Source organism: Kitasatospora indigofera, assembly GCF_014655955.1.
Classification (GTDB): Bacteria; Actinomycetota; Actinomycetes; order Streptomycetales; family Streptomycetaceae; genus Kitasatospora; species Kitasatospora indigofera.
Map to the genome: position 1 here is coordinate 354129 of NZ_BNBO01000001.1, position 23831 is coordinate 377959.

The window sequence follows — 23831 nt, forward strand, 5'->3', positions numbered from 1 at the left end:
GATGCGGCGGACGCCCACGACTGAGCCCTGTTGGCGGAGCGACCGGGCCGACCGGCCCTGGCGTGGCACCGCGCGACGGACGGACGCTGGATTCAGGCCACCCCCGGGTGCCTGGTGCGGCCCGGGCCGGATCGAGGGAGCCCCGGATGTCCACCGTCCAGCGTTTGCCGTCCGCCGCCGAGGCCCTGCTGGCCGACGGCACCACCGCGATCATCCGGCCACTCGCGCCGTCGGACCGGGCCGCCGCCTTCGACCTGCACGCTGTATGGATGTCCGAGGCGAGCCGCCGGATGCGCTTCTTCGGGGTCAGCCGTCTGGCACCGCGGCTCGCCGCCGACCGGCTCTGCGGGCCGCCCCGTCCCGGATTTCTGGCGCTGGGCGCCTGGGCGGGCGGCGCGCTGGTCGGTGAGGCGGACTACGAGGCGGAGGAGGGGCACGAGGACACCGCGGAGCTGGCGTTGGCCGTCGCGGACGCCTGGCAGCACCGTGGTGTCGGGACCCTGCTGATCGAGCACCTGATCCATGCGGCGCGTGAGCGCGGCATCCACTCGATCGAGGCCGACACCCTTGCCGGCAACCGGGCGGTCCAGAAGGTCTCCTCCGACCTCGGGCTCCCCGTCCACCGCCGCTTCGAGCAGGGCGGGATCCGGGTGCGCGTCGCGCTGGACGAGGCCGACGAGCACTACCGCGAGGCCGTCGACGAACGCGGCCGGGCCGCGGACGTGGCCAGTCTCACGGCGCTGCTGCGGCCCCGCTCCGTGGCGGTGGTCGGTGCCTCACGGCGGCCCGGGTCGGTCGGCCGGGCGGTGCTGCTCAAGATCCGACAGGGTGGGTTCACCGGTCCGGTGTGGGCCGTCAACCCGCACGCCGGCACGGTCGCCGGCGAGCCCGCCCATCCTTCGGTCACCGGCCTCCCCGCGGTGCCCGACCTCGCCGTGCTGGCCGTGCCGCCCGCCGCGGTGGCGGGCGTGGCGCAGGAGTGCGGCCGGGCCGGGGTGCGGGCCCTGGTGGTACTCACCTCAGGTCTGGACGCCGCGACCGCCCGGGAGCTGATGCACGCCTGCCGCCGTCACAGCATGCGCCTGGTCGGCCCGAACAGCCTCGGCGTCGCGCAGACCGAACGGGCGGTCGCCCTGGACGCCGAGTTCGGCGGTGCCTTCCCGCTGCCCGGCACCGCCGGCGTGGCCGCGCAGTCGGGCGGCGTCGGCATCGCCCTGATCGAGCGGCTCGCCTGGCTCGGCATCGGCGTCTCCAGCTTCGTCTCCCTCGGCGACAAGTACGACGTCAGCGGCAACGACCTGCTGCAGTGGTGGGAGAGCGACGGCCGTACCGACCTGGCCCTGCTCCACCTCGAATCCTTCGGCAGTCCGCGGGCCTTCGCCCGCACCGCCCGCCGGGTCACCCGCAGGTTCCCCGTACTGACCGTCGACGCGGGCCGCTCCGCCGCCGGACGCCGCGGCGCCGCCTCGCACACGGCAGCCGCCGCCACTCCGACCGTGACCCGGGAGACGCTGTTCCGCCAGGCGGGCATCACCGCGGCCCGGGGCATCGCCGAACTGGTCGAGACCGCGGCCCTGCTGCACAGCCAGCCGCTGCCCGGCACCCGCGGCACCGTCGCCGTCGTCTCCAACGCCGGGGGCATCGGCATCCTGGCCGCCGACGCCTGCGCCGAGGCCGGGCTGGACCTGCCGGCACTGCCGGCGGACCTGGCCGCCGGCCTGCTCGCCCGGCTCCCCGACGGCGCGAGCGCCACCAACCCCGTGGACACCACCGCGGCCGCCCAGCCCGGCGAACTGCGCACGTGCGTGGACAGGCTGGTCCACAGCGGAGCCGTGGACGCGCTGATGGTCTGCCTGGTGCCGACCGCCCTGGCCGTGGACGCCCGGCAGGATCCCGTCCGGGCCCTGCTGGACGCACCCGCCCGACGCCGGATCCCGGTCGCCGCGGTGCGGATCAGCCAGGAGGTCCCGGTCCAGTACCTGACCTGCGCCGACGGCGGTCTCCTCCCCGTCTACGCCGACGCCGTCGCCGCCGCCCGGGCCTTCGCCCACGCCCGCGACCGGGCGCGGTGGCTGGCCGAGCCGGCCGCCCCTGACGCCGAGGTGACCGGTACCGACCCCGGAGCGGCCCGGGAGCTCGCCGACGACTTCCTCGCCGCCCACCCTGACGGTGGCTGGCTCGACCCGTCCGCGACCGCCCGACTCCTGGAGTGCTACGGCCTCCCGCTCACCACCTCCCTCTGGGTCCATGACGAGCACACCACCGTCGTCGCCGCGCAGTCGCTGCGCCGGCTCGGCCACGACGGCAAGGTCGCGATGAAGGCCTACTGGCCGGGGCAGATCCACAAGAGCGCGGCCGGAGCCGTCCGCACCGGGCTGGCCCGGGAGAGCGAAGTCCGGGCGGTCTGGCACGAGTTCGCCGAACGCTTCGGCGACCGGATGACCGGCGTCGTCGTGCAGCCGATGGCCCGGCCCGGTCTCGAACTGCTCGCCGGCATCGTGCAGGACCACGTGTTCGGTCCCTTGGTCGTTCTCGGACTCGGCGGCACCGCCACCGACGTGCTCGACGACCGGTCCACCCGGCTCGCCCCGTTGACCGAACGCGATCTCACCACGATGGTGACCGACCTGCGCAGCGCTCCGATGCTCCTGGGCCGCCCGGGACTGCCACCGGTCGACCTGACCGCCGTGCAGCGGGTGCTCGCCGCACTGTCCGTGCTGGCCACCGATTTCCCCCAACTCGCCGAGGCGGACCTCAACCCGCTGATGGCCGGGCCGGACGGAATCGTCTGTGTGGACGCCAGAATCCGTCTGGAACCTCTGCCCGTCTTCGACCCGTACCTGCGCCGGCTGCGCCGGCCGCCGGACACCGACGCCCCGGCGGAACGATGAACCACAGCATGCTCGACGGCGCGCCGGCCGAGTCCTTCGCCCACGCCGGCACCGGGCGGGTGCTCGGCCGGGCCCCGGTCCGCGACTGGATGAGCAGGCCCGTCGTCGCGGTGGTCCCGGCCTCGGACTTCGCCACCATGGTCACGGCGATCACCGTCTCCCGGCGCGGGGTGCTCCCGGTGCTCTCGCCGGACGGCGCACCGGTCGGTGTCGTCGCCGCGACGGCGGCGACGGTTGCTCAGCGCACGAGGACCCGTTCGCCGGAGCGCGGGACCACCGCGGTCCAGCCGAGCTCGCGGTCGATCCGGTCACGCAGCTCCTCCGAGCCCGCCGGTTCGCCGTGCACCAGGTAGGTGGCGCTCGGGGGAGTGGCGTTCCGGAGCCAGTCGATCACCTCCGAGGCGTCGGCGTGGGCCGAGAACGCGGGCACATTGACGATCTCGGCGCGGACCGGTACGTAGGTGCCGTACATCTTCAGGACCTTGGCGCCGTCCACCAGGTTCCGGGCCCGGGTACCGGCCGCGGCGTAGCCGACGATGATCACGGTGTTGCGAGGGTCCGGCAGGAGTCGGCGCAGGTGGTGTACGACTCGGCCGCCCGTGGCCATGCCCGAGGCGGACACCAGGACCGACGGCACGGCGGAGCGCTCCAGGGCGAGTGACTCCTGCAGCGAGTGGACCAACGAGAACGGCTCCGGGTCGAGGGCGACCGCGCCGTCGTCCAGCACGTCGGAACGCAGCTCGGGGCGCGGGTGGCGAAGGCGTCGCGGTAGATCTGAAGGGCCGCCAGCGCCATCGGGCTGTCGACGAACACGGGTGAGCCTGCCGGGAGCCGGCCGGCCCGGCGCAGTTCGGCGAGCTGGTGCAGCACGACCTCGGTGCGGTCGACCGCGAACGACGGGATCACGACGGTGCCCACGGGCGCGGCGGCGCAGCTCGGCCAGGCCCTGGAAGAGCCGCAGTCCACCATGATCCGGGCGTGGTCCGTCTCCACCATGAACTTGCTGCCGGTCACCGTGCCCGCCCCGCCCAGGAAGGTCAGCAGGCCGGGGCGGGGCTCCGGGGGGTGAGGGGTGCTGCCGTCCGCCGTCATCGCTGCCTCCCGCTGGGGTGGGCCGGATTCCCATCGTGTCGCCGGACCGGCCCGGTGTCCTGGGCCGCTCCGGCCCGCCGGCTGGACCGAACGGCCCTGTGCCGGCCGGCACGGGCGGGCGGACAGTGGGAGGACGGCACTACCCGTGAAGGGGTGAGGACCATGCAGCACCGCAGCGTCCGTGACGTGATGACCCAGGAGGTCGTCACCGCCGGGCCTGACACGTCGTTCAAGGAGATCGCGGGGCTCTTCCACCGCAACGACATCACCGCGATTCCGGTTGTCGACGACCAGCGGCGCCCGATCGGCATGGTTTCGGAAGCCGACCTGATTCGCAAGGAGGCCGTGCTGCCCGACCCCGAGGGACGCACCCCCGGCCGCTGGCTTGACGCGCACGACCGTGCACGGGCGGAGGCGGAGACCGCCGGCGGGCTTATGACGAGCCCGGCCGTCACCGCCCGCGCCGGCTGGACGATTCCCGAGGCCGCCCGCGCGATGGACCGCCACAAGGTGAAGCGGCTCCCCGTGGTCGACGAGGCGGGCCGGCTGGTCGGCATCGTCAGCCGCCGCGACCTGCTCCAGGTCTTCCTGCGTCATGACGCCGCGATCCGTGAGGAGATCCATCACGATGTCCTCGGCCAGACCCTCTGGCTGGCCCCCGCCGATGTCGAGGTGAGGGTGCAGGACGGCATCGTGACGCTCACCGGGCGGTTGCCGCGCCGGAGCCTGGTCCCGATCGCCGAGCAACTGTGCCGGGCGGTCGACGGAGTGGTTGCCGTGCATCAGACCCTCGACTGGGCCGAGGACGACACGGACCTCCGGGTGGAGCACCCTCGCGCGTACCGCGCGGGGAGATGACCTGCGGACAGGCACCGCGAACCGGTACGCCGTCCAAGCGGTGGACCGGAAACCTGCAGTGGCCTGAGGGCGGTGCCGGGTGAAGTCACCCTGCACCGCCCTCGGCGGCCGCTACGTGCTGCTTCCGGGTCGTTGCCCGGGCGCTGACCGCACAGCCCGACGGTGCGTCCGGCCGCGTGGGCGGTGGCTACCAGCGCCTCGATGCTGCGGGTGACGGCAGGGTTCCGCTCGTCGAAGAGGTGGGCCGGCAGGTCGGAGTCGCGGTCGACGCCCGGGGTGAGCCGGGTGAGGTCGTTGCTGTCGATCGAGAACCCGTCGAAACGCTCCGCGAACTGCTCGGCCAGCAGGATGTCGGCCGGGATCTCCGCCATCACGTAGACCCGCAGGCCGTTCCGACCGCGCGTCAACTGCCGCCGACCACCCCCACGTCCTCACGCCGAAGGCCGGCGAACCAGATCAGACGGCGCATCGTCGCTCCTACGGGGTCGGTCCGGAGTCGGACGGCCGGACCGGAGTGCGACAGCGCGCTGTGCCGGACGGCACGGCCCGGGCAACTCCGGGTCCCTGACCCGGTGCGCCGCCCGCCGTCTCCAGCAGATCACCGGAGCCGCCCGCCCGCCAGGGCCGACCGGCCCACCCGCTCGGTACCGGGCAGCCCTGGCCTCGCCGCGGCCCCGGACAGTCCCCTGGAGACCAGGAGGCTGTCCGAGGGGGCGTACCCGCCCGGCCGTCGAGGCCGCGCACGGGCCGTCGCCGGATCCGCACCCCGCGCACCCGAGATCTCGATCCCCCTGGAGCAGGAGCGATGCGAGTCGCCGACTTGATGATCACCCCGCCGATCGCGGTGCCGCCGCACGCCACCGTCCGACAGGCGGCCCGCCGTATGGACCGGGAGGCGGTCGGCTGTGTGCTCGTCGCCGAGGGCGACACCCTCCACGGCATCCTCACCGACCGCGACCTGGTCGTACGGGCGCTGGCCCCGAGTGCCACCCCGGAGTCACCGGTGTCCGAGTTCATGTCCGCCCCCGCCGTCACGGTGGACGTGGCCGACGACCTGGAAGCCGCCTACCAGGTATTCCGCCGGACCGGGGTGCGGCGACTGCCCGTGCTGGACGGGCACCGGCTGGTCGGGCTCCTCGCCGTCGACGACCTCTTCCTCGACGTCCTGCAACGCCTTTCCGACCTGCTCGGGCCGCTGTCGTTCAGCGTGCTGCGGGAAGGCAGCGCCGGCCCCGGTCCCGCAGCACACCGCCCGATCCCCTCAGGAGCACGCCATGACACGCCAGTGGAACACCGTCGGTGAGGTGATGACCCACGCCGTCGTCGCGGTGGGCCGCGATGCGACCTTCCGCGGGATCCTGGACACGCTCCAGCGGTGGAAGGTCAGCGCCGTTCCCGTCCTGGCCGGTGACGGCCGGGTGGTCGGCGTCGTCTCCGAGGCCGACCTGCTGACCGTCCAGGACCGGGACCCGGACCGTGCCGAGGCGTTCACCGCCGGCGAGATGATGTCGGAGCCCGCCGTCACCGTGCATGCGGCGAGCCCGACCGCGGAAGCGGGTCGGGCGATGGCGCGCGGCCACCTCAAACGGCTTCCCGTGGTGGACGACGAGGGCTATCTGGTCGGGATCGTGAGCCGTGGTGACCTCCTCAAGATCCACCTCCGGGACGACGAGGACCTGGCCGGTCAGGTGAGGTTCGAGCTGCTCGCGGCCCTTTCCACGGAGCGGGCGGCGGCGGTCGACGTCCGGGCCGAGGAGGGCAGGATCGTCCTGACCGGCACCCTGCCGGAGGCCTCGGCCCTCCCGGTCCTGGAGCGGCTGGTCCGGGCGGTCCCCGGAGTCGTCGACGTCGACGTGCGCGCCCTCGCCCCGGCCTGACGTCCCGGGGCGGCCGCCGTCCTCACCGCGGCCGCCCGGGCCGCCGGGGCACCCCGGGGCCCGGGCGTCCCGCGTCCTGCGGCCGGGCCGGGGCACGGGGACAATCGAGGCAGGTGTCCGCCGCGCGGTTCAGGAGACGATCGATGGACGTGACCGAGGCCGGTGAGGCCGGGCAGCCCCTGCGGGTGTTCCTGCTGGACGATCACGAGGTGGTGCGGCGTGGGGTCCGGGACCTGCTGGAGGCCGAGCCCGACATCGAGGTCGTCGGCGAGGGCGCAACCTGTGCGCAGGCACTGGCCCGGGTGCCCGCCCTGCGACCGCGGGTCGCGGTGCTGGACGTACGGCTGCCGGACGGCGACGGGGTGACCGTCTGCCGGGAGCTGCGGGACCGGCTGCCCGGGCTGGTGTGCCTGATGCTGACGTCCTTCGACGACGACGAGGCCCTGCTGGACGCGATCATGGCGGGCGCCGCCGGATACGTGCTCAAGCAGGTCAAGGGCGCCGACCTGGTCAGCGCGGTGCGCACCGTGGCGTCCGGGCAGTCGATGCTCGACCCGGCCACCACCAGCAGGCTGATGGAGAGCCTGCGCCACCACGACGAGTCCGAGGCGGAGGCCGCCCTGTCCCAGCTGACCCCGCGTGAGCGGGAGATCCTGGTGCTGGTGGGGGAGGGGAAGACCAATCGGGAGATCGGGCAGGAGCTCTACCTCGCCGAGAAGACCGTGAAGAACCACGTGTCGCGGCTGCTCGCCAAGCTCGGTGTCGAACGCCGGCTCCAGGCTGCAGTGATCGCCGCCCACGCCGACGACGACCAGCACCCGACCCGGCCGCACCGACCCTGACCGGCCCGCCGGATTGAGCCGGTCGGCCCAAGCCAGGAGCCGCTACCGGGCGCACCGTGGGGAGTGAGGCGACAGCCTCCCCTCACACCGGGAGCCTGCGATGAGGTACTGGAACGACCACGACATGGGTGGTTGGGGCTACGGCTTCATGGCCATCGGAATCCTGTTGGTCCTGGGGCTGCTGGTCGTCGTCACCGTCGTCCTGATCCGCCACCTCGGCCAGGTGCCCCCGCAGCGCCCACCCGGCGGGCAGACCACCGGGCCGCCGTCGCCGGAACAACTGCTCGCGGAGCGGTTCGCCCGGGGCGAGATCGACGCCGACGAGTACCGCCACCGCCTCGACACCCTGAGATCCGGTCCCACCGGGCCGGTTTCCGGCTGACCGCGCCGACCGACGCAGGGAGGATGCCATGGACATCTTGGCTCTCGACGATGCGGCCCTGGAGAAACTGCTCGCCGCCGCGGTCGCCGCGCCGTCCATCCACAACAGCCAGCCCTGGCACTTCCGGATGGACCCGGGCACGTCGACCGTTCAGGTGCGGGCCCTTCGGGAACGCGCGCTGCCGGTCACCGATCCGGACGAGCGAGCGCTGCACATCTCCGTGGGAGCGGCGGTTCTGAACCTCCGCGTCGCCGCCCGCCGGATGGGCTGGGCGCCCCTCGTACGGCTGCTGCCCGACTCCACCGAACCCGACCTGCTGGCCGCGGTCGAGCTGGACGAGCAGTCCCGCGTCCAGCTCGCGAGCACCGCCGACCTCTACGCCGCGATCTGGCGCCGGCACACCGTCCGGACCCCGTTCACCGGGCAGCCGGTGACCGCAGCGGTGCTGGACCGGCTCTCCGAGACCGCGCTGGCGGAGGAGGCACTGCTGCGCTTCCCGGTCGGTGCGGAGCGAAGCCGCCTGCTGCAGCTCACCGCGGAGGCCGAGTGGCGCAACACCACGGACCCCGTGCGCAGCTCGGAGAGCCGCAGCTGGGTCCAGGGTCCGGATGCTCGCGCCTACGGCATTCCCCCCACCGCACTGGGTCCGCAGGACAGTGCCGGTCGGATGCCCATGCGGGACTTCTCGGCCGTCCACCCCGTGGAGTCCCTGCCGTCGGCGCCGTTCGAGTCGGAGCCGTGCCTCGCGGTCCTCTCCACCTGGGACGACGCACCCGTGGACTGGCTGCACGCCGGCCTCGCGCTGGAGCACGTGCTGCTGGTCGCGACCACGCACGAGGTCCGGGCATCGCTCCTGCACCAAGCGATGGAATGGCCTGAACTGCGTCGCGCCGCCCGCGCCTCCCGGTACGGCCCGGGCTACGCGCAGGTGCTCATCCGCCTCGGCCACGGGCCGGAAGGCTCGCCGACTCCCCGGCTCGCCGTTTCCGACGTCCTCGACCCCGAGGACCGTGGCTTCGGCCGGTCGTGAACGCCACGGCCGGCCTTCCTCGTCGCAGGGAACCCGGCCCGGGGTTCGGCGGCTGCCGCCGTAGCCGGCCGCCGGAGGCGCGGGACGACGCAGGTCCGCCGTGGCAACCATCACCGCAGTGGTTCCGAAGGAGACGATCCCCATGGCTTTCGCGGCAACCGGGCAACCGGTACGCGTCGACGCACGGCTGGACCTGCCGCTGTCACGCTGGTTGTGGCTGGTGAAGTGGGTGCTGGCGATCCCGCACTGGATCGCCCTGTTCTTCCTGTGGATCGCGTTCGCCATCCTCAGCGTGTTCGCCTTCTTCGCGATCCTCTTCACCGGCCGCTACCCGCGCCCGGTCTTCGACTTCAATCTCGGCGTGCTGAGATGGTCCTGGCGGGTTTCGTACTACGCCTACGGAGCGCTGGGCACCGACCGGTACCCGCCGTTCACCCTTGCGGAGGAGCCCGACTACCCCGCGCACCTGGACATCGCCTACCCCGAGCAGCTCTCGCGGGGCCTCGTACTGGTCAAGTGGTGGCTGCTGGCGATCCCGCAGTACGTCCTCGTGGCGATTTTTGTGGGCGGGGGCCGGGAGGACTGGGCCGGCGGGGGCCTGGTGGCCCTGCTGGTGCTGTTCGCCGGGGTCGCCCTGGCCGTGACCGGCCGCTACCCGCTCGGGATCTTCGATCTCGTCGTCGGTCTCGACCGCTGGGTGCTGAGGGTCGCCGCCTACGCCGCACTGATGACCGACGCCTACCCGCCCTTCCGCCTCGACCAGGGCGGACCCGAACCCGGCACCTTGACCGGCACGGCAGGGCCACGGTGACGGCCGGTCACCGCAGGGGGGACCGGAGGCCGAGGTGACACACCGCGGTCGGGGTGGTCCAGGAGGTCCGGGCCGACCGCGCGGTCGCGGCTCTGTCCGCCCTGACCGCCCCCACGGCACGCGTCCTGCGAGACGGAACGGAACGCGCGATACCCTCCGCCGCCGTCGTGCCGGGCGACGTGCTCCTGCTCGGTGAGGGCGACATCGTTCCCGCCGACGGGGTGCACGACGCGACCGGCTGTTCACCCGTGAGAGCCTCTTCCTGCCCGCCGCCGTCCTGGTCTCGGCGGGACTCGCCTGCGCGGCGCTCTACCTTCCCTTCCTCCGATCGGTCCTGGAGACCGATCCGCTGGCGTGGCCCGACCTTGTGGCGGCCGCCTTCGCGGCGTTCACCGGGTTCGTGGCGGCTCGTACGCGCACGCGATCCGGCCGTCGGGCGGAGCGCGCCGCCGGCTGAGGGTTTCCTGCCCGCTCACGAATACCCACGGCGTCACCACCCGCCGCCACCAGGCCGGAGGGGCAGCGCAGCCCTACCCGTCCTAGGGTGGGATCCGGGGGCCCTGGAAGCCGTGAAGCCTGCGAACGGAGTGACGCGGTGGGCTCATCCTCGCAACCGGGCCCCGCCGCCCCGGCTGAGCCCGGGCTCACCCACCTCCTGCGCACACTGCAGTCGCGTCTGGACACGGCGCAGGGCACGGCGAGCCGGATCCACGGCCTCCTGGAGGCGGTGCTCGTTGTCGGCTGCGACCTCGACCTCGACCAGGCGCTCCGGCACATCGTGGACGCAGCGGTCACCCTCGTGGACGCGGAGTACGGGGCGCTCGGTGTCATCGGGGAGGACCAGAAGCTGTCCCGGTTCATCCCCGTCGGGATCGAGCAGGAGCGGATCGAGCGCATCGGCCCGCTCCCGAGCGGGCACGGCCTCCTCGGCGAGCTGATCCGCCACCCCGAGCCGCTCCGCCTGGCGGAGATCTCCCAGCACCCGTCCTCGTACGGCTTTCCCGAGCACCATCCACCGATGCACAGCTTCCTGGGCGTGCCGATCCGGGTCCGCGACAGGGTCTTCGGCAACCTGTACCTGGCCGAGAAGCGCGGTGGCGCGGAGTTCGACGCCGAGGACGAGACCGTCCTGGAGGCCCTGGCGGTGGCGGCCGGCGTGGCCATCGACAACGCCCGGCTGTACACGCAGGCGAGGCTGAGCGGGCGCTGGCTGGCAGCGACCGCGGAGGTCACCAACCTCCTGTTGTCGGGCAGCTCCCAGCAGGAGGTCTTCGACCTCCTGATCGCGCGGGCGGCCGACATCGCCGGCGCGGACCTGACGGTCGTGGCGCTGCCCTCCTCGGACGGCCGGAGCCTGGAGGTGGGCGTCGCCGTCGGACTGGACGCGGAGGTGCACCGGGGGCTCGTCCTGCCGACGGAGGGGTCCTTCGTCGGTGCCGCCGTCCGGACCGGCGGGCTGGTCGCCACCGCCGACGTGCGCAAGGACCCGCGCATCACCGCCGGGCCGCCGCGGTGGGCCGGGCTCGGACCGGCCGTGGCGGTGCCGATCGGCACCGCCACGGGAGGGGTACGGGGTGTGCTGATGCTGGCCCGGGCGGAGGGGAAGCCCGCCTTCGGACCGGAGGAGTCCACCCCGCTGGCAGGATTCGCAGGGCAGGCCGCGGTCGCGATGGAACTGGCCGAGCGCCGCCGGGACTCCGAGCAGGTCGCGCTCCTCGAAGAGCGCGACCGGATCGCCCGGGACCTGCACGACCTGGCGATCCAGCGCTTGTTCGCGACCGGGATGACCTTGCAGGGCGCCACGCGCTTCATCGAGCACCCCGAGGCGTCGGAGCGGGTGCTGCGGGCCATCGACGATCTCGACGAGACGGTGCGGACGATCCGCTCCAGCATCTTCGGACTGCGGGCCAAGGACCGCGGACCGGTCGCGCACGGGCTGCGGGGGAGGGTGGTCGCCGCGGTCGACCGGGCGGCCGCCGGCCTCGGCTTCGCCCCCGCGCTGAGGATGGACGGCCTGCTGGACCTCCGGGTGCCCCCGCCGGTGGCGGACGCGCTGGTCGCGGTCCTGGAGGAGGCCCTGTCGAACGTCGTCCGCCACGCGCGCGCCCACCGGGTCGACGTGGACCTGAGCGTGGACGGCGAGCTGAGCCTGACAGTCACCGACGACGGAGTCGGCCTCCCGGAGGGCGGACCTCGAAGTGGTCTGGCCAACCTCGCGGAGCGGGCCCAGCGCCTCGACGGGAGCTTCCGGGCCGGTGCGGGCCCCGACGGCGGGACCCGGCTGGTGTGGCGGGTACCGCTCCCCGCGCCGGGACGAGGGACGCCCCGGGCTGGATCGTGAAGCGGTCCGGCACCGCGGCGTGTGCACCCGGCGTCAGTCCGCCACCAGAACGGCGACGCCGGTGACCCGGTCGGCCGCCAGGTCCGCCAGGGCCCGGTCGGCCCGGTCCATGCCGTACCGCTGGACGTGGACCGCCGGGCGGTGCAGGGCGGCCTCGGCGAGGTAGGCGCGGCCGTCCTCCCGGGTGTTGGCGGTGACGCTGCGCAACGTCCGCTCCTGGAAGAGGTGCCGTTGGTAGTCGAGCCCGGGAATGTCCGTGAGATGGATGCCGGCCACCGCCAGGGTGCCGCCGCGGTCCAGGGCGGACAGTGCCACCGGCACCAGGTCGCCGACCGGCGCGAAGAGGATCGCCGCGTCGAGCGGCTCCGGCGGCGCGCCGTACGCGTCGCCGGCGGAGGCCGCTCCCAGCTCCAGCGCCAGCCGCCGGGCCCCCTCGGCCCGGGTGAGGACGTGCACGGTGGCGCCCCGGGCGAGGGCGAGCTGGGCGGTGAGATGGGCGGACGCCCCGAACCCGTAGATGCCCAGCCGGCCGCCGGGCGGCAGTTCGGCCCGCTCCAGCGCCCGGTAGCCGATGATGCCGGCACACAGGAGCGGAGCCAGCTCCTCGTCCGGCGGCCCCTCGGGCAGCCGGTAGGCGAACCGGGCGTCGGCCACCGTGTACCCCGCGTAGCCGCCGTGCAGGTCCCAGCCCGTGTACCGGGAGGCCGGGCAGAGGTTCTCCCGGCCGGCCAGGCAGTACCGGCACCGGCCGCAGGTGCCCGCCAGCCAGGCCACGCCGACCCGGTCGCCGGGCGAGAAGCCCTGGACCCCGGGGCCGCGGCGTACGACCCGGCCCACGACCTGATGGCCCGGCGTGCACCCGGGCCTGCGCGGTGCGAGGTCACCCTCGGCGAGGTGGAGGTCGGTACGGCAGACACCGCAGGCGGCCACCTCGATCTGCAGCTCCCCCGGACCGGGTTCCGGGACGGTTCGCTCCACACGTCCGAGGGGTGCCGACGCGATCGGGCCCGGGTGCTCGACCACCCACGCCATGGTGCGGACCGGGCCGTCGCCGGATGTCGGCATCGCCGGCTCCCTTCCCTCGTAGCTGTCGGCGCCTGTTCCCGGGCCGCCGGGCACGGACGCCCGGGAACGAGACTCGTCGTCCACTTCATCGTCCACCGACACCGCCCCGTGCGGATGAGGGCCGAACGGCCCCGGATGAGGTCTGAAGGTCCGGGTGCCGGGTGGGGCGGTGTGCAGGAAGGTGGAATCACCCGGCCCGTGTCCGGCGGCTCGGGCGACCGCGACACCTCGCACGCCTGCCTGCCCGGGCCGGTCCGTGCGGACCCGGGCGGTCCGCCGCGAGTCCGTCCCGAGCGAGGGAGCATGTCATGGCACAGCCAGTGATCGTCGGGGTCGACGAACCCGCGAGCGCGGGTGAGGCGGTCGACTGGGCCGTGGACGAGGCCTGGTCCCGCGGCACGCGTCTGCACCTCGTCCACGCGTGGCTCTGGGAGCCGGACCAGGCACCGGAGTCGCTGGACGCGCAGGCGGCCAGGCGGTCGGGTGAGGAGTCGCTGCGGGTGCTCGCGGAGCGGGCCGCCGCGCGGCACCGCGAGGTCGAGGTCACCAGCGGAGTCGTGGATGCGAGCGCACGCGAGGCACTCGTCGCCCTCAGCGCGGCAGCCGGGCTGCTCGTCGTGGGATCGCGGGGGTCCGGCGGATTCCCTGGGCTGGTGGTGGGGTCCACCAGCCTGCACGTCACCGCCCATGCCTCCTGCCCGGTCGTCGTGGTGCGCGCGGCCGGCCCCGGGGCCAGGGACGGCGTCGCGGTCGGCGTGCAGGGGCGCGACCCGTCCGAAGAGCTGCTCGATTTCGCTTTCGACAGTGCCCGCAGGCGGGGGCTGCCCTTGCGCGCCGTCCACGCCTGGAGCCTCCCGCTCGTCCTCGGCCCGGGCCACGCCCTGCCGCCCGTGTACGAGTCCGGCCACGTGGAGGCCGAGGAGCAGCGGCTGCTTGCCGAGATCATGGCCGGATGGCAGGCGAGGTATCCCGAAGTGCCGGTCGAGGAGGACGCCGTGCGATCCGGCCCGGCGAAGCACCTGGTGGCCCTGTCGAGGACGCACCAGCTCGTCGTCGTGGGCCGGCACGGGAAGCCCGGGGGCCCGCTCGGCCGGCTCGGGTCGGTCAGCCAGGCCGTCGTCCACCACGCCCACTGCCCGGTCGCCGTCGTTCCCGCCGTCTGACCCCTGCTCCCGCCATGGGCGTCGGTCGGGACTTCCCGTCAGCGGATCGGTGGGGTGGGGACCGGCGAATAGGGCCGTTCGGCGCACCCTGCGGCCCGGGCGGCCCCCGGGACGGGACGGCCAGGACGTGCACGCTGGTGAGTGGGCGGGGAAACTCCGTCCATGGACTCGTCGGAGAGGTTGGCGTCATGTGCAGGAATTCCCCCCGCCACCCGCCCTCGATGCCGACACGAACCGTCGCACCCGCGGTGGGTTGCCGCCCGTTTGCCCGGGGGACGCTCCGGCGGCCCCGACCGTCCGGTCCCCGGCGTGGCGGGGAGGCCGCCGCACTGCGCCCCGTGGCCGCAGCACCGGGAGGTGAGCCCGGTGGTCCGCTCTGACACCCCGGACGGCGACGTCCCTGATGTGTGGCCGGCGGACAGCCGTGGGGCCGAGGACTGCACGCGGGAACAGAGTCTTGAGCTGCTCCGCCAGACCGTGATCGGGCGGCTCATCCACACCGATGACGCGATGCCCGCCGTCACGCCCTCCTGCTTCACGCTGGACAGCCTCGGTGAGGTGGTCGTCCCCGTGCCGGCGACCTGGCGGGCGGACCTGATGGACGGGGAGGTGGTCGGATTCCAGACGGACCGCTTCGACGAGCAGACGCTCCAGGGCTGGACCGTCCTCATCGTCGGCCGGTCCCGCCTGGTGACCGACCCCGTGAAGATCGCCGGTCTGAGGCATCGGGGGCCCCTGCATTGGGGCCACCGACCGACCAGCGGATACCTGAGCATCCATCCGGAGCTGGTCACCGGCCAACGGTTCGGATCCTGACCTCGCCGGCTCGGCCCGGACACAGCGGGCCTGGCCGCCCACGGGTGAGGGCCGAGGCCGGTCCCGGAGAGGAGAAGCGCTGTGGCACCCAAAAGCCGCGATGCCGCCGGCCGTGCGTTCAGGACCACGCTCGGCACGCACGTCCGCAGGGCGGCCGGCCGTGAGCCGAACCCCCTCGGCCGCCGCAGCGACACACAACTCAGCCGTCTCGTCGTCGCTCTCACCGTTGCCCTGCTCCTCTCGTTCGCGCTCGCGCTGCTGACGGCGCTGGCCGTTCTCCGTGTCGGCCAGCGGGAAGCACGGTACGAAGGGCAGCACCACCATCGCGTCACCGCGACCACCGTCGCGGCTGCCGTGGCGGACACGACGGGTTCACGGTCCGGGGTCGGTGGCTTCCACACGCAGGCCATGTGGCAGTTCCCGCCCGGCGTGCGCGGCTCCGGCCCGGTCGAGGTCGGTTCGGCCGTTCCGGCAGGGACGGAGATCAGGATCTGGGTCGACGACCACGGGCGACGGGTGTCCGCGCCCCGCCCGGGGACGGAGATCGCCACGACAGCCGTCCTGACCGGGACGGGAGCCATGACGCTGTTGTCGGGTGCCGTCCTCGCGGCCTACTGGCTCGGGAACCGCAGGATCGACCGGGGCACCGCGGCGGCCTGGGCGAAGGAGTGGGAGGGAGTGGAACCCGAGTGGTCCGGCCGCCCCCGTCGCCAGGGGTCGGGGGAGCAGTGAGGGCCCACCCCTCGCCCGCGTGGACCGGAGCAGTCGTCAGCCCCTTCCCCGGCCATCGATGACCTGCTCGACCACAGGTTGTCGATGAGATGACCGCAAGCAGCTTCCCGCCTGAGGAGAGTCGCGGAGCCCCACCCACCGGCGGCCGTGTCGCCGAGCGCATCGCCCTGCGCTCCCGGCAGCTCTGAATCACCCGTGCGGAGCCGGCGAACGGAGCGGGCATGTCACTCCGGTACCTCCAGCACCTGGAGGAACTCGCTCCTGACGGGCCCAGGCGGGCTCCAGCAGCCGCTGGGCCGGCCCTCCGAGCGCCTGCACTCGCACCCCACGTGCACGCCACGACGATCCCGGCCCGGCCGCCGGGCGCCAGGGCGGCGTCCTCCTCGATCCGGGCCGGCAATTCCTCCGGTGCCTTCTCCGCGGACGGGATTCCGTCCGGGCTGGCGGCCGGGTCCGTGAGCGCGGCCGACGCGCCGGCCAGCGCAGGGTGTGCCGGCCGGACCAGACCGGCGAGCTCACGAACCAGCACGCGGTACCCGCCGTCAGCCGTTCTGTTCACTCCCGTCCTCCGGCCCCCGCCAGTCTCGGTCCATCGCTGCCGGGGTGCCCCGGTCGGTCCGCCCGCGCCGTCGATCGGGCTCAGACCAGTCCGGCGCCCCAGGCCCGGGCGCGGTCGAGCTCGCCGGCGCGCAGGGGACCGTCGCTGCCCTCCACGATGAAACCCTCCGGTTCGGCCACCACGTCGTAGTGGTGGTGGGAGAGCCGGTGGGCTATGCCACTGGCCGCGCCACCGGACCGGGGCATGTCCACGCGGGTGTCGAAGGCGGCGGCGTAGGTTCCGGTTTCGGTCGTGGGGAGGTCATGGAACCAGGCCCGCAGACCCGGCCCCTCGACGGTCTCCCGCGCTTCGGCGGCGGCCTCTTCGTGGCCCTCCTTGTGCCCCTCGGCCGAAGCGGCCATCCGGCGGCTCAGGCCTGAGGACATGCCGTGCATGTGCGTCGGTCCGCCCACCACCAACAGGTCCGCGGAGCGGGTGGCGTCGGCGTTGGCCTCGGCCACCGGGATGCAGTCGACGGCGGCTGCGGGGTCGGCCTGGTGGACGCCTTCGGCGATCGCCTCGGCGATCTCCCGGGTATTGCCGTACATGCTCTCGTACACGATCACGGTGTGCATGGTCCCAGCCTTTCGTTGTCCCAGGTCTTCGTGGGAGGGCCTGAGGGCCGACCGGCCCAGTCATCGGAGAGGCATTCCTGGGGCCGGACTCGGGGAGCTGCCACTCACCTTCGCCGCTGCCCGTTCATCCGGGCGGGCCAGGCGGCGACAGCCATGCGGACGATGCCTCAGTCGGCGAACAGGTGCGGCTCGGGCACGACGGTTCGGGGACCCTCGTGCTCCTGGCCGAAACGTTGGATCCGGGCGTCCGGCCCGGGGAAGTACTCGGTCACCCGGCCGTCCTCCGCCCAGCGCACGTCGTACGGCGGACTTCCGTCCGGATGATGCAGGGTGACGATCTCGCCGTCCCTGCGGGCCGCGCCCGGCCTCGTGCCCTGGACGATGATGCGGTCTCCCACTGCGGCTTCCATGCCGTCCTCCCTGGTCCGGTGCGGAGCCGGATGCTGCCCGGTCGTGCGTACGTCCATCGCACCACCGACCCGGGGGAGCCGGCACGTGCCGGACGACCCCGGACACCGGGCCCGACCGGCCCTGTGGCGCCGGAGGCACGCCTGGTGCCGTCACGGGTGGGGACGGAGTCGCCACGACGGGCTGCTGGCCGGGACGGGACCGATGACGCCGGTTTCCGGCACCGTCATCGCGCCTGCCGGCCCGGGAACCGCCGGATCGACCGGCGCACCGGAACGGCCTGGGCGAAGGAGTGGGAGGGCGTGGAACCCGAGTGGTCCGGCCGTCCCCGCCGCCGGGGGTCCGGTGACCGGTGAGCGCCCGGCCCCGCCCTTCGCGGCCCGGCCCCGCCCTTCGCGGCCCGGGCCGGCCGGTGGCCTTGCCGCCGTCCCGCCCCGGCCGGCGGCGCCGGAGCGGGCCCGCCCCGTCCACGGCCGCCGCCGCACCCTCCCACCCGTCGGGTTGCGCCGCACCCTCCCCACCCGTCACGGCGCCCGGCCGCACCGGCGCGGCCCGCAGCGCCGGGCGCCCCTACCCGCCGGTAATTTATTCTGCCCGGGCCCTGGACAGCCGCCCGGGATTGGGCCACGATTCCCACCCATGATCCCTGCCCCGATCCCCCGGGACTCCCCGCACACCGCCCTCCTGGACGCCGTCCTCGGCGTGGCCCAGGACACCGCGGCACTGCTCCGCGACCGCCCGGACACCGGCACGCCGATCCCCGGGGCGGAGTGGACGGTCGGCGAGGCGGCGGCCCATCTCGCCCTGGTCAACGAGCTGATGGCCGCCCTGGCCGCGGGCGAGGAGCGGCCCTACGGGGACGGCACGCCGTCCGGGCTGGCCGCGGCCAACGCGGTGGAACTGGCCGCCTTCCCCCAGCGCGACGGCACGGTCCTCGGTGAGGAGATCGTCCGGCACGCGCGCGCCTTCACCGAGTCCTTCGCCCACCGGCCGGCCTCCGATCCGATGCTCACCCCGCTCGGCCCGATGGACCTCGCCACGCTGGGCTCCTACCTGCTCACCCACATGCTCGGCCACGGCTACGACATCGCCGTCGCGCTCCGCGCCCGGCACATGATCGACCGCCACCGGGTGGGCCTGACCCTGCCGTTCCTCACCACCGCGATGCCCCGGGTGGTCGACGACCGCTCGGCCGCGGGCCACACCGCGAGCTACGAACTGCGGTTGCGAGGCGGTGACCGCTTCACGGTCACCTTCCGGGACGGCGCCGCCGAGGTGACCCCCGGTCCGGCCCGGCGCCCCGACTGCACCATCCTCACCGACCCGGTCGCGTTCCTGCTGATGGCGCTCGGGCGGTGCGGCCCCTGGTCCGCGCTGGCCCGGGGCAAGGTGCTGGCCTGGGGGCGCCGGCCCTGGCTGTCGGCGGGCTTCCCGCTGCTGTTCAGAGCGCCGTGACCGGGCGGGGCCCCGGACCGGCAGGTCGGGCGCGGGCGGCCGGGCCCGCGTGGGGCGGCCTCGTGGCCGGTGGTGACCGTCCCGTCGGCCTTGTCGTGCGGGCCTGCCGGGCGTCCCGGCCGGCAGGACCGGCCTCATGACGACAGATGCCCTGCTGTCCGGAGCCCGTGGGCTGTGGCAGGAACTCGCCTCGGTGCCGGTGTCGTTCGCACTGTCGGGTGGCACGAGCGTGGTGGTGTCCCCCGGGTCGAGGATGTGCCCCTCGGGTTGGGTGGGACTGGTGGTGCTCGGGAACGCGGCGATCGTGACGACGCCTGACGAGGACACGGCCGGGCGGGTGCGCGACGCGCTGGCCGGCCTTCCGGTGGGGGCGCTCGCCGACGCTCAGGCGGTCCGCGGGGTGCTGCCGGTGGCCCGGGTCCTCGGCCCCGCGGCGCTGGCCTACGTGTCCGCCGACGGGTTCCGGCCCGTGGTCGCTCCGGGCCCGACGGTGGAGCAGGTGCCGGCCGGGCATCCTGACCTGCGGAGGCTGGAGGACCTGGCGGGTGCGGACGACGCGGGAGAGGCCGATCTGGGCGGGATCACCTCGCCCGCGTTCGTGATCCGCGAGGGCCGGGAGGTCGTCGCCGCTGCCGGATACCGGCCCTGGCCGGGCCGGACCGCCCATGTCGGTGTGCTGACCGCCCCTGCGTGGCGGGGGCGGGGCCTCGCCCGGGTGGCCGGCTCCGGCGCGGTGGCGCACGCGCTGGCGGCCGGCCTGCTCCCGCAGTGGCGGGCCCGGGTGCCCGCATCCCGGCGGGTCGCGCTCGCGCTGGGCTTCCGCGAGCTGGGCGCCCAGCTCAGTGTGGAACTCGCCCCCGGGGCCGGTCGGAACCCGTCCGGGTGACGCAATCCGGAGGGTGCGCACGGGCGGTTGCCGGAGCCGCCGGTCGGTTCCGTCGGTTCGGTCGGTTCGGTCGGTCCGCCGAGGGTCACCGGGGGCTGTCGGGCCGGGCCACGTAGGCGTCGGTGAGGGCGCTGCACGTGCAGTAGTCGCTCGTGCACGGGGTGCCCCACTCGGCGCCGTAAGGACCGAGGCCCGCCACGAGGCGGAGCACCTCGGCGCGTTCCGGCTCGGTGAGGCCGGGAAGTGCCGCGCCGGGGGCCGGCTGCAGGCCGGCCGGGGCGTCGTCCAGGTCGCCGACGACCTGAGCGTCGACGAACAGGGTGTAGAGGGGATGCTCGGGAAAGTCGTTGAGCCGCAGGACCCACCAGTGTCCGTCGGTCCGGGCCGCGTACGGGAAGACACCGGTGCCGGTGCGGTGCCAGACGGCCCGCGGGGGCAGCGTCGGCAGGGAGTTCACGGCCGGGCCTCCAGGGCCCGAAGGCTTCCGTCGGAGGAGCCGGCGGATGGTTCGCAAGGCGACAGACTTGCCGGTCAAGGCGACTCCTCCACAGCGCGAGTGCGGGACGGGACGCGGCTGCCCCGAGTGCGCCGCAGCCCCCGGGCGCAGATCCTCCCACGGTCGGTGTGACGTGACGGCCTGTCGACGGTCCCGGAGGACGGCGTCGGGACGTCGGGACGTCGGGATGTCGGGACGCCGGGACGTCGGGCCGGGGGCCGCAGCCGGCGCGTGGGCCCGCGCGGCCCCGAGCGGGCCGGCCGGTCCGTGACCGCCTGGCGACAGCAGCCACCCACGTCCCGGTCGGTGCCCGGCGCCGGAAAACCGCTGGAGATCGCGGAGCGGGCCCTCCAGACTGTCCGGCGGACCCGGAAGGCCGGGCCGCGGGACGGTTCAACGGGAGCGACTGGATTGACGGATTTCACGCCCTACGACGCCGAGCGCAGTGCCTTCACGCGAGCGGCACTGGCCCGCCTGGTCCTGAGTGACACCAGCGTCGACCTCGCTGGCGCGGCGGGGAACCTGGCGATCACCCGGTTCGACGACCAGACGGGCCCGGGCGGCCGGGTCAGCGAGGCTGCCGCCCTGCGGGAGGCCGCCGACCGGCTGCTCACCAGGGCGGTGATCTTCGAGCGGGAGCGCGGCAGCTCCTGGGAGCAGATCGCGCACTACCTCGGCACCGAACCGGCCGACGCGCGGGAGCAGTTCACCCCTGCCGTCGACCGGTGGGAGCGTGCCTTCGAGGTGCCGTACCGCCTGGACGGGACGGGCCGCAAGCGCGTGCCCCAACTGCCCACCGCGGCCTACGATCCCGAGACCGCGTGCCGTCAACTCGACCTCTCCGTGCGCCTTCGGGCCTTCTTCGGCGACGAGCACCCGGTGAGCGGGGCGCTCCGCCCGGACCCGACGGCCGACGGCCGGCTGCCGCTGCGCTACGACCTCGACGGCCGGGTCCACCGCCGGAACCTGGGCCTCTTCATGCACCTGCTGGCCCGGTTCACGAACGCGGACTTCACGACGGCGGACTGGGACGCCGTCACGGCGCACTCGGCAAGCACCGAGGAGGGCGTCCGCGGCACCTGGTACACCCACCTGGTCGAGGGCTCCACCGCGTCGCTCGACGTCCGCATCGCGCAGGTCACCCACGACGACGACCTCGTCGCGGTGGTCGTCGCGGGGGCGACGGACGCCGGGCTGCGGCTGCGGGTCGACACGCTGTTCGAGGCGCTGGGCCCGGGCGCCTGAGCGAGCCCGGGCACTCGCCCCGGGTGCGCCGCCCGGGCGGAGCCTCCCGGCGGGGCGCACCGCGCCGGCCCGGACCTGCCGGGCCGGCGCACCGTCAGGGTCGCTCGACCCGGTCGGGGACACGGCCCGCCGCCGTTCGTGCCCGTCGAGGGCCGGTGGAGAGCGGGCCGGTGGAGGGCCGGTACCGGTGGAGGGCCGGTAGGGGGTGGCGGTCGCCGGAGTCCCGGCCTACGGCCGGTGGAGGAGTTCGACGTCGAACTCCTCCAGGCTCCGCACCTCCACGCCGGAGGCCTCCGCCGCCTTCGAGCGGAGCTGTGCCTGCGGGCCGCGAGTGGCCTCCAGCGCGGCACGGTCGCGGAAGATCGCGCCGACGCTCCCCGTCCCGTGCGTCCGGTCGATCAGCAGGGCGCCGCCGGCGAACCCGTCCAGAGCCTCCAGCCCGGGCAGTGCGGTCGCCTTGAACGTCTCCACCAGCCGGTCGGCCGCCGCCGGGTCGAATCCCAGGCGCACCAGCCGGAACCCCGCGCCCGGCTGGGCGTCGCCCCGGCGGAACACCGCGGCCTCCCAGCGGGCCACGGTGACCGTGCCGCCGAACACGGACAGCAGCTGCCGGCGCTGGTCGTGCAGCGCCGTCCAGCTGTCCCGCTCGTTCTGTTCGCTCTCCCACCACGAACCCAGCAGGATCTTGCCGAGCTGCCGGTCCGAGAAGATGCTGAACCCCCGGTAGCCCGCCTGGCCGGAGAGCGACCGGACAGACTCCGCCTTCAACCCCTCCAGCGCCTTGTCGGCCAGCCCCGGGTCACCGGTCAGGTAGATGGTGCGGACGTACATGGCAGCGCCTCCGTCCTGGTCCGCCGCGGACCGGGCATCCTCCGCCCGCCCCGCCCACCTTCCATCGCACTCCCGACTCGTCCGCCGGTCAAACGCTGCCGTCGTGACGTCGTGACGTCGTGCTGCCATGCTGCCGGGCCGACGGGGATCCGGGGCACCCGGCGTCCCCGGCATGCGGTCCCGGGCATGCGGTCCCCGGGGTGGGCGTCCCTCAGCCGCGCGGGGCGGCCCGTGCGGGAACCCGCCAGAGCGGTGACGCGTTCTGGGCGGGATCGGTGCCGAGGCGGGCGCGGAGCAGGAGGTCCGCCGCCCGGTCGAGGGCCAGCCCCTCGGTGAGGCGGCGCCGGGTGACCAGGGTGATGCCCTGGCTGCCGAGCACGGCCTGCCAGCGGGCGTGCCGGGCCACCACGTCGGCGGGTCCGCCGCCGGACGGGACGGGGAACTCCGCGTCCTCCGGGGCGGTTTCGGCCGGGGCGGCGGCGCGGACGCGTTCGCGGGCGATCTCGGAGAAGCCGCAGACCTCGACGCTGGCCAGCTCGGCCTCGGCCAGTGTGCGGGAGTCGGCCAGCAGGCGGGCCAGCGGGTTGCGGGCGAGCGCCTGGGAGAGGGTCAGCCGGTGCACGCCGGCGCTGCGCGCGTCCAGCCGCAGGGGCTCGGGGACGTCGCGGATGCCGCACAGGCCCCGGACGCCCCGGGCGGCGGCGGCCAGCATCGCGCTGGCCTCCGAGGGGTGCCAGTCGAAGACCGTGCGCACCGGGGCCACCGCGTGGGCGGTGAGGGTGAAGGCCGGCGGCGGCAGGCGGGCGAACAACTCGGCCTCGGGCACCTCGCGGTCCAGCCCGGGGCCCGCGACGTGGACGTCCGTGGGCAGGCCGGTGCGCGCGCAGGCGGCCAGCACCAGGGCGTCGCCCAAGGGACTGCGCAGGGTGGGCTCGTCGCCGGCCGCCACGATGTCCCCGCCGACGTCGACCACGTCGATCCGGGCGGCCCCGCAGTACGCGGCGGCCGCCGTGAGGGTGCGGGCCAGGCCGGCCGCGCCCTCGTACGGGTCGAGCAGGCCGAGCGGGGCCCCCAGGTCGCGGGCCAGCCCGGGCAGCGAGGACCCGGCCGGGGGGATCGGCGCGGTCCGGCCGGTGACCAGGGCCAGTCCGGGCAGCGGGGTCACCAGCCCGGTGAAGTCGGAGCGCCCGCGCGGGCCGGGCAGCGGGTCGACGGTCAGCCGCTCCCAGGCGTAGGTCAGGACCAGGGCCGGCGCGGCGGGCCCGAACAGCGCGGTCCGCAGCATGGTGGCGGCAATGACATCGCCCCCACCGCCGGCCGCAACGACAAGTCGCTTCATGAGGGCTACGGTTACTCGATTCTTCCGGTGATTACCAGCTGTGAGCCGATGATTGACGAACAGTCATTTCCGGTGGCGTGTGATCGTCCCAATCGGCC

Annotated in this window: 25 protein-coding genes and 1 pseudogene; 18 read left to right on the forward strand and 8 right to left on the reverse strand. The window is 74.5% G+C overall.

The genetic code is table 11. The features are described from left to right. The first annotated feature begins 146 nt into the window (after window positions 1-146). Entirely contained in the window at window positions 147-2891 is a 2745-nt protein-coding gene (locus tag IE329_RS01620; protein ID WP_190208905.1) for a bifunctional acetate--CoA ligase family protein/GNAT family N-acetyltransferase, read from the forward strand. Window positions 2892-3129: 238 nt separating this feature from the next. On the opposite strand, the gene IE329_RS40230 is transcribed toward IE329_RS01620, so the two are convergent. Next, window positions 3130-3618 (reverse strand): MBL fold metallo-hydrolase, encoded by a 489-nt coding sequence (locus tag IE329_RS40230; RefSeq protein ID WP_229927082.1) that lies wholly within the window; start codon window positions 3616-3618, stop codon window positions 3130-3132. A 150-nt stretch (window positions 3619-3768) separates the two neighbouring features. On the opposite strand from IE329_RS40230, the gene IE329_RS40235 reads away from it, so the two are divergent. Together IE329_RS40235 and IE329_RS01630 are read left to right on the forward strand one after the other, a co-directional pair. Beyond that, window positions 3769-3960, forward strand: coding sequence for a hypothetical protein (locus tag IE329_RS40235; RefSeq protein ID WP_229927083.1), 192 nt, complete (start codon window positions 3769-3771; stop codon window positions 3958-3960). A 185-nt stretch (window positions 3961-4145) separates the two neighbouring features. Beyond that, complete coding sequence (locus IE329_RS01630) at window positions 4146-4841, forward strand: CBS domain-containing protein (protein ID WP_190208906.1); 696 nt, start codon at window positions 4146-4148, stop codon at window positions 4839-4841. Here IE329_RS01630 and IE329_RS01635 read toward each other — a convergent pair. After that, window positions 4766-5248, reverse strand: a complete 483-nt coding sequence (locus tag IE329_RS01635) for a putative PEP-binding protein (protein WP_373311037.1) — start codon at window positions 5246-5248, stop codon at window positions 4766-4768. The genes IE329_RS01630 and IE329_RS01635 overlap by 76 nt on opposite strands. Before the next feature lie 398 nt (window positions 5249-5646). Between IE329_RS01635 and IE329_RS01640 the strand changes: the two genes are divergently transcribed. The 9 genes and pseudogenes from IE329_RS01640 (at window position 5647) to IE329_RS01675 (ending at window position 12124) form a co-directional block, all read left to right on the forward strand. Then, window positions 5647-6144: a CBS domain-containing protein gene (locus tag IE329_RS01640; protein WP_190208908.1), complete on the forward strand. Its 498-nt coding sequence runs from the start codon at window positions 5647-5649 to the stop codon at window positions 6142-6144. Next, the gene (locus IE329_RS01645) at window positions 6116-6718 is read left to right on the forward strand and encodes a CBS domain-containing protein (protein ID WP_190208909.1); all 603 of its coding nucleotides are present in this window, start codon (window positions 6116-6118) and stop codon (window positions 6716-6718) included. The genes IE329_RS01640 and IE329_RS01645 overlap by 29 nt, the downstream gene beginning before the upstream one ends. 143 nt (window positions 6719-6861) lie before the next feature. Continuing rightward, window positions 6862-7560 carry a response regulator gene (locus IE329_RS01650; RefSeq protein ID WP_190208910.1) on the forward strand — a complete coding sequence of 233 codons (699 nt, stop codon included), beginning with the start codon at window positions 6862-6864 and terminating at the stop codon, window positions 7558-7560. 100 nt (window positions 7561-7660) lie between these two features. After that, a complete protein-coding gene (locus IE329_RS01655; RefSeq protein ID WP_190208911.1) occupies window positions 7661-7942 on the forward strand; it encodes an SHOCT domain-containing protein in 282 nt (93 codons plus the stop codon). 28 nt (window positions 7943-7970) lie between these two features. Continuing rightward, window positions 7971-8972, forward strand: coding sequence for an Acg family FMN-binding oxidoreductase (locus tag IE329_RS01660; RefSeq protein WP_190208912.1), 1002 nt, complete (start codon window positions 7971-7973; stop codon window positions 8970-8972). A gap of 142 nt (window positions 8973-9114) precedes the next feature. Beyond that, a complete protein-coding gene (locus IE329_RS01665; protein WP_190208913.1) occupies window positions 9115-9783 on the forward strand; it encodes a DUF4389 domain-containing protein in 669 nt (222 codons plus the stop codon). Between the two features lie 53 nt (window positions 9784-9836). After that, window positions 9837-9995, forward strand: a pseudogene (locus tag IE329_RS40240) (P-type ATPase); the annotation flags it as partial. 50 nt (window positions 9996-10045) lie between these two features. After that, on the forward strand, window positions 10046-10240 hold the full coding sequence (locus IE329_RS41980; RefSeq protein ID WP_373311040.1) for a hypothetical protein: 195 nt from the start codon (window positions 10046-10048) through the stop codon (window positions 10238-10240). Between the two features lie 138 nt (window positions 10241-10378). Further along, window positions 10379-12124 (forward strand): sensor histidine kinase, encoded by a 1746-nt coding sequence (locus IE329_RS01675; RefSeq protein WP_190208914.1) that lies wholly within the window; start codon window positions 10379-10381, stop codon window positions 12122-12124. A 33-nt stretch (window positions 12125-12157) separates the two neighbouring features. Here the strand turns inward: IE329_RS01675 and IE329_RS01680 are convergent, their stop codons facing one another. Next, complete coding sequence (locus IE329_RS01680; protein WP_229927084.1) at window positions 12158-13189, reverse strand: zinc-dependent alcohol dehydrogenase family protein; 1032 nt, start codon at window positions 13187-13189, stop codon at window positions 12158-12160. Between the two features lie 308 nt (window positions 13190-13497). Here IE329_RS01680 and IE329_RS01685 point away from each other — a divergent pair, with 308 nt between their 5' ends. The 3 genes from IE329_RS01685 (at window position 13498) to IE329_RS01695 (ending at window position 15900) form a co-directional block, all read left to right on the forward strand. Beyond that, window positions 13498-14352 (forward strand): universal stress protein, encoded by an 855-nt coding sequence (locus IE329_RS01685; protein WP_190208915.1) that lies wholly within the window; start codon window positions 13498-13500, stop codon window positions 14350-14352. 366 nt (window positions 14353-14718) lie between these two features. After that, window positions 14719-15168, forward strand: a complete 450-nt coding sequence (locus IE329_RS01690; RefSeq protein ID WP_190208916.1) for a pyridoxamine 5'-phosphate oxidase family protein — start codon at window positions 14719-14721, stop codon at window positions 15166-15168. 81 nt (window positions 15169-15249) lie between these two features. Further along, a complete protein-coding gene (locus IE329_RS01695) occupies window positions 15250-15900 on the forward strand; it encodes an Rv1733c family protein (protein ID WP_190208917.1) in 651 nt (216 codons plus the stop codon). Between the two features lie 639 nt (window positions 15901-16539). Here the strand turns inward: IE329_RS01695 and IE329_RS01700 are convergent. Together IE329_RS01700 and IE329_RS01705 are read right to left on the reverse strand one after the other, a co-directional pair. Then, window positions 16540-17073 carry a flavodoxin family protein gene (locus IE329_RS01700; RefSeq protein ID WP_190208918.1) on the reverse strand — a complete coding sequence of 178 codons (534 nt, stop codon included), beginning with the start codon at window positions 17071-17073 and terminating at the stop codon, window positions 16540-16542. A gap of 167 nt (window positions 17074-17240) precedes the next feature. Then, window positions 17241-17483, reverse strand: coding sequence for a DUF1918 domain-containing protein (locus tag IE329_RS01705; protein ID WP_190208919.1), 243 nt, complete (start codon window positions 17481-17483; stop codon window positions 17241-17243). Window positions 17484-18120: 637 nt separating this feature from the next. Here IE329_RS01705 and IE329_RS01710 point away from each other — a divergent pair. Continuing rightward, a complete protein-coding gene (locus IE329_RS01710; RefSeq protein ID WP_190208920.1) occupies window positions 18121-18936 on the forward strand; it encodes a maleylpyruvate isomerase family mycothiol-dependent enzyme in 816 nt (271 codons plus the stop codon). A 136-nt stretch (window positions 18937-19072) separates the two neighbouring features. Then, window positions 19073-19822 carry a GNAT family N-acetyltransferase gene (locus IE329_RS01715; protein WP_190208921.1) on the forward strand — a complete coding sequence of 250 codons (750 nt, stop codon included), beginning with the start codon at window positions 19073-19075 and terminating at the stop codon, window positions 19820-19822. 85 nt (window positions 19823-19907) lie between these two features. On the opposite strand, the gene IE329_RS01720 is transcribed toward IE329_RS01715, so the two are convergent. Continuing rightward, window positions 19908-20279, reverse strand: a complete 372-nt coding sequence (locus IE329_RS01720; RefSeq protein WP_190208922.1) for a hypothetical protein — start codon at window positions 20277-20279, stop codon at window positions 19908-19910. Between the two features lie 450 nt (window positions 20280-20729). Between IE329_RS01720 and IE329_RS01725 the strand changes: the two genes are divergently transcribed. Beyond that, the gene (locus IE329_RS01725; RefSeq protein ID WP_190208923.1) at window positions 20730-21563 is read left to right on the forward strand and encodes a hypothetical protein; all 834 of its coding nucleotides are present in this window, start codon (window positions 20730-20732) and stop codon (window positions 21561-21563) included. Between the two features lie 228 nt (window positions 21564-21791). On the opposite strand, the gene IE329_RS01730 is transcribed toward IE329_RS01725, so the two are convergent. Continuing rightward, complete coding sequence (locus tag IE329_RS01730; protein WP_190208924.1) at window positions 21792-22394, reverse strand: hypothetical protein; 603 nt, start codon at window positions 22392-22394, stop codon at window positions 21792-21794. A 211-nt stretch (window positions 22395-22605) separates the two neighbouring features. Further along, window positions 22606-23733, reverse strand: coding sequence for a DUF1152 domain-containing protein (locus IE329_RS01735; RefSeq protein WP_190208925.1), 1128 nt, complete (start codon window positions 23731-23733; stop codon window positions 22606-22608). Window positions 23734-23831 lie beyond the last annotated feature (98 nt).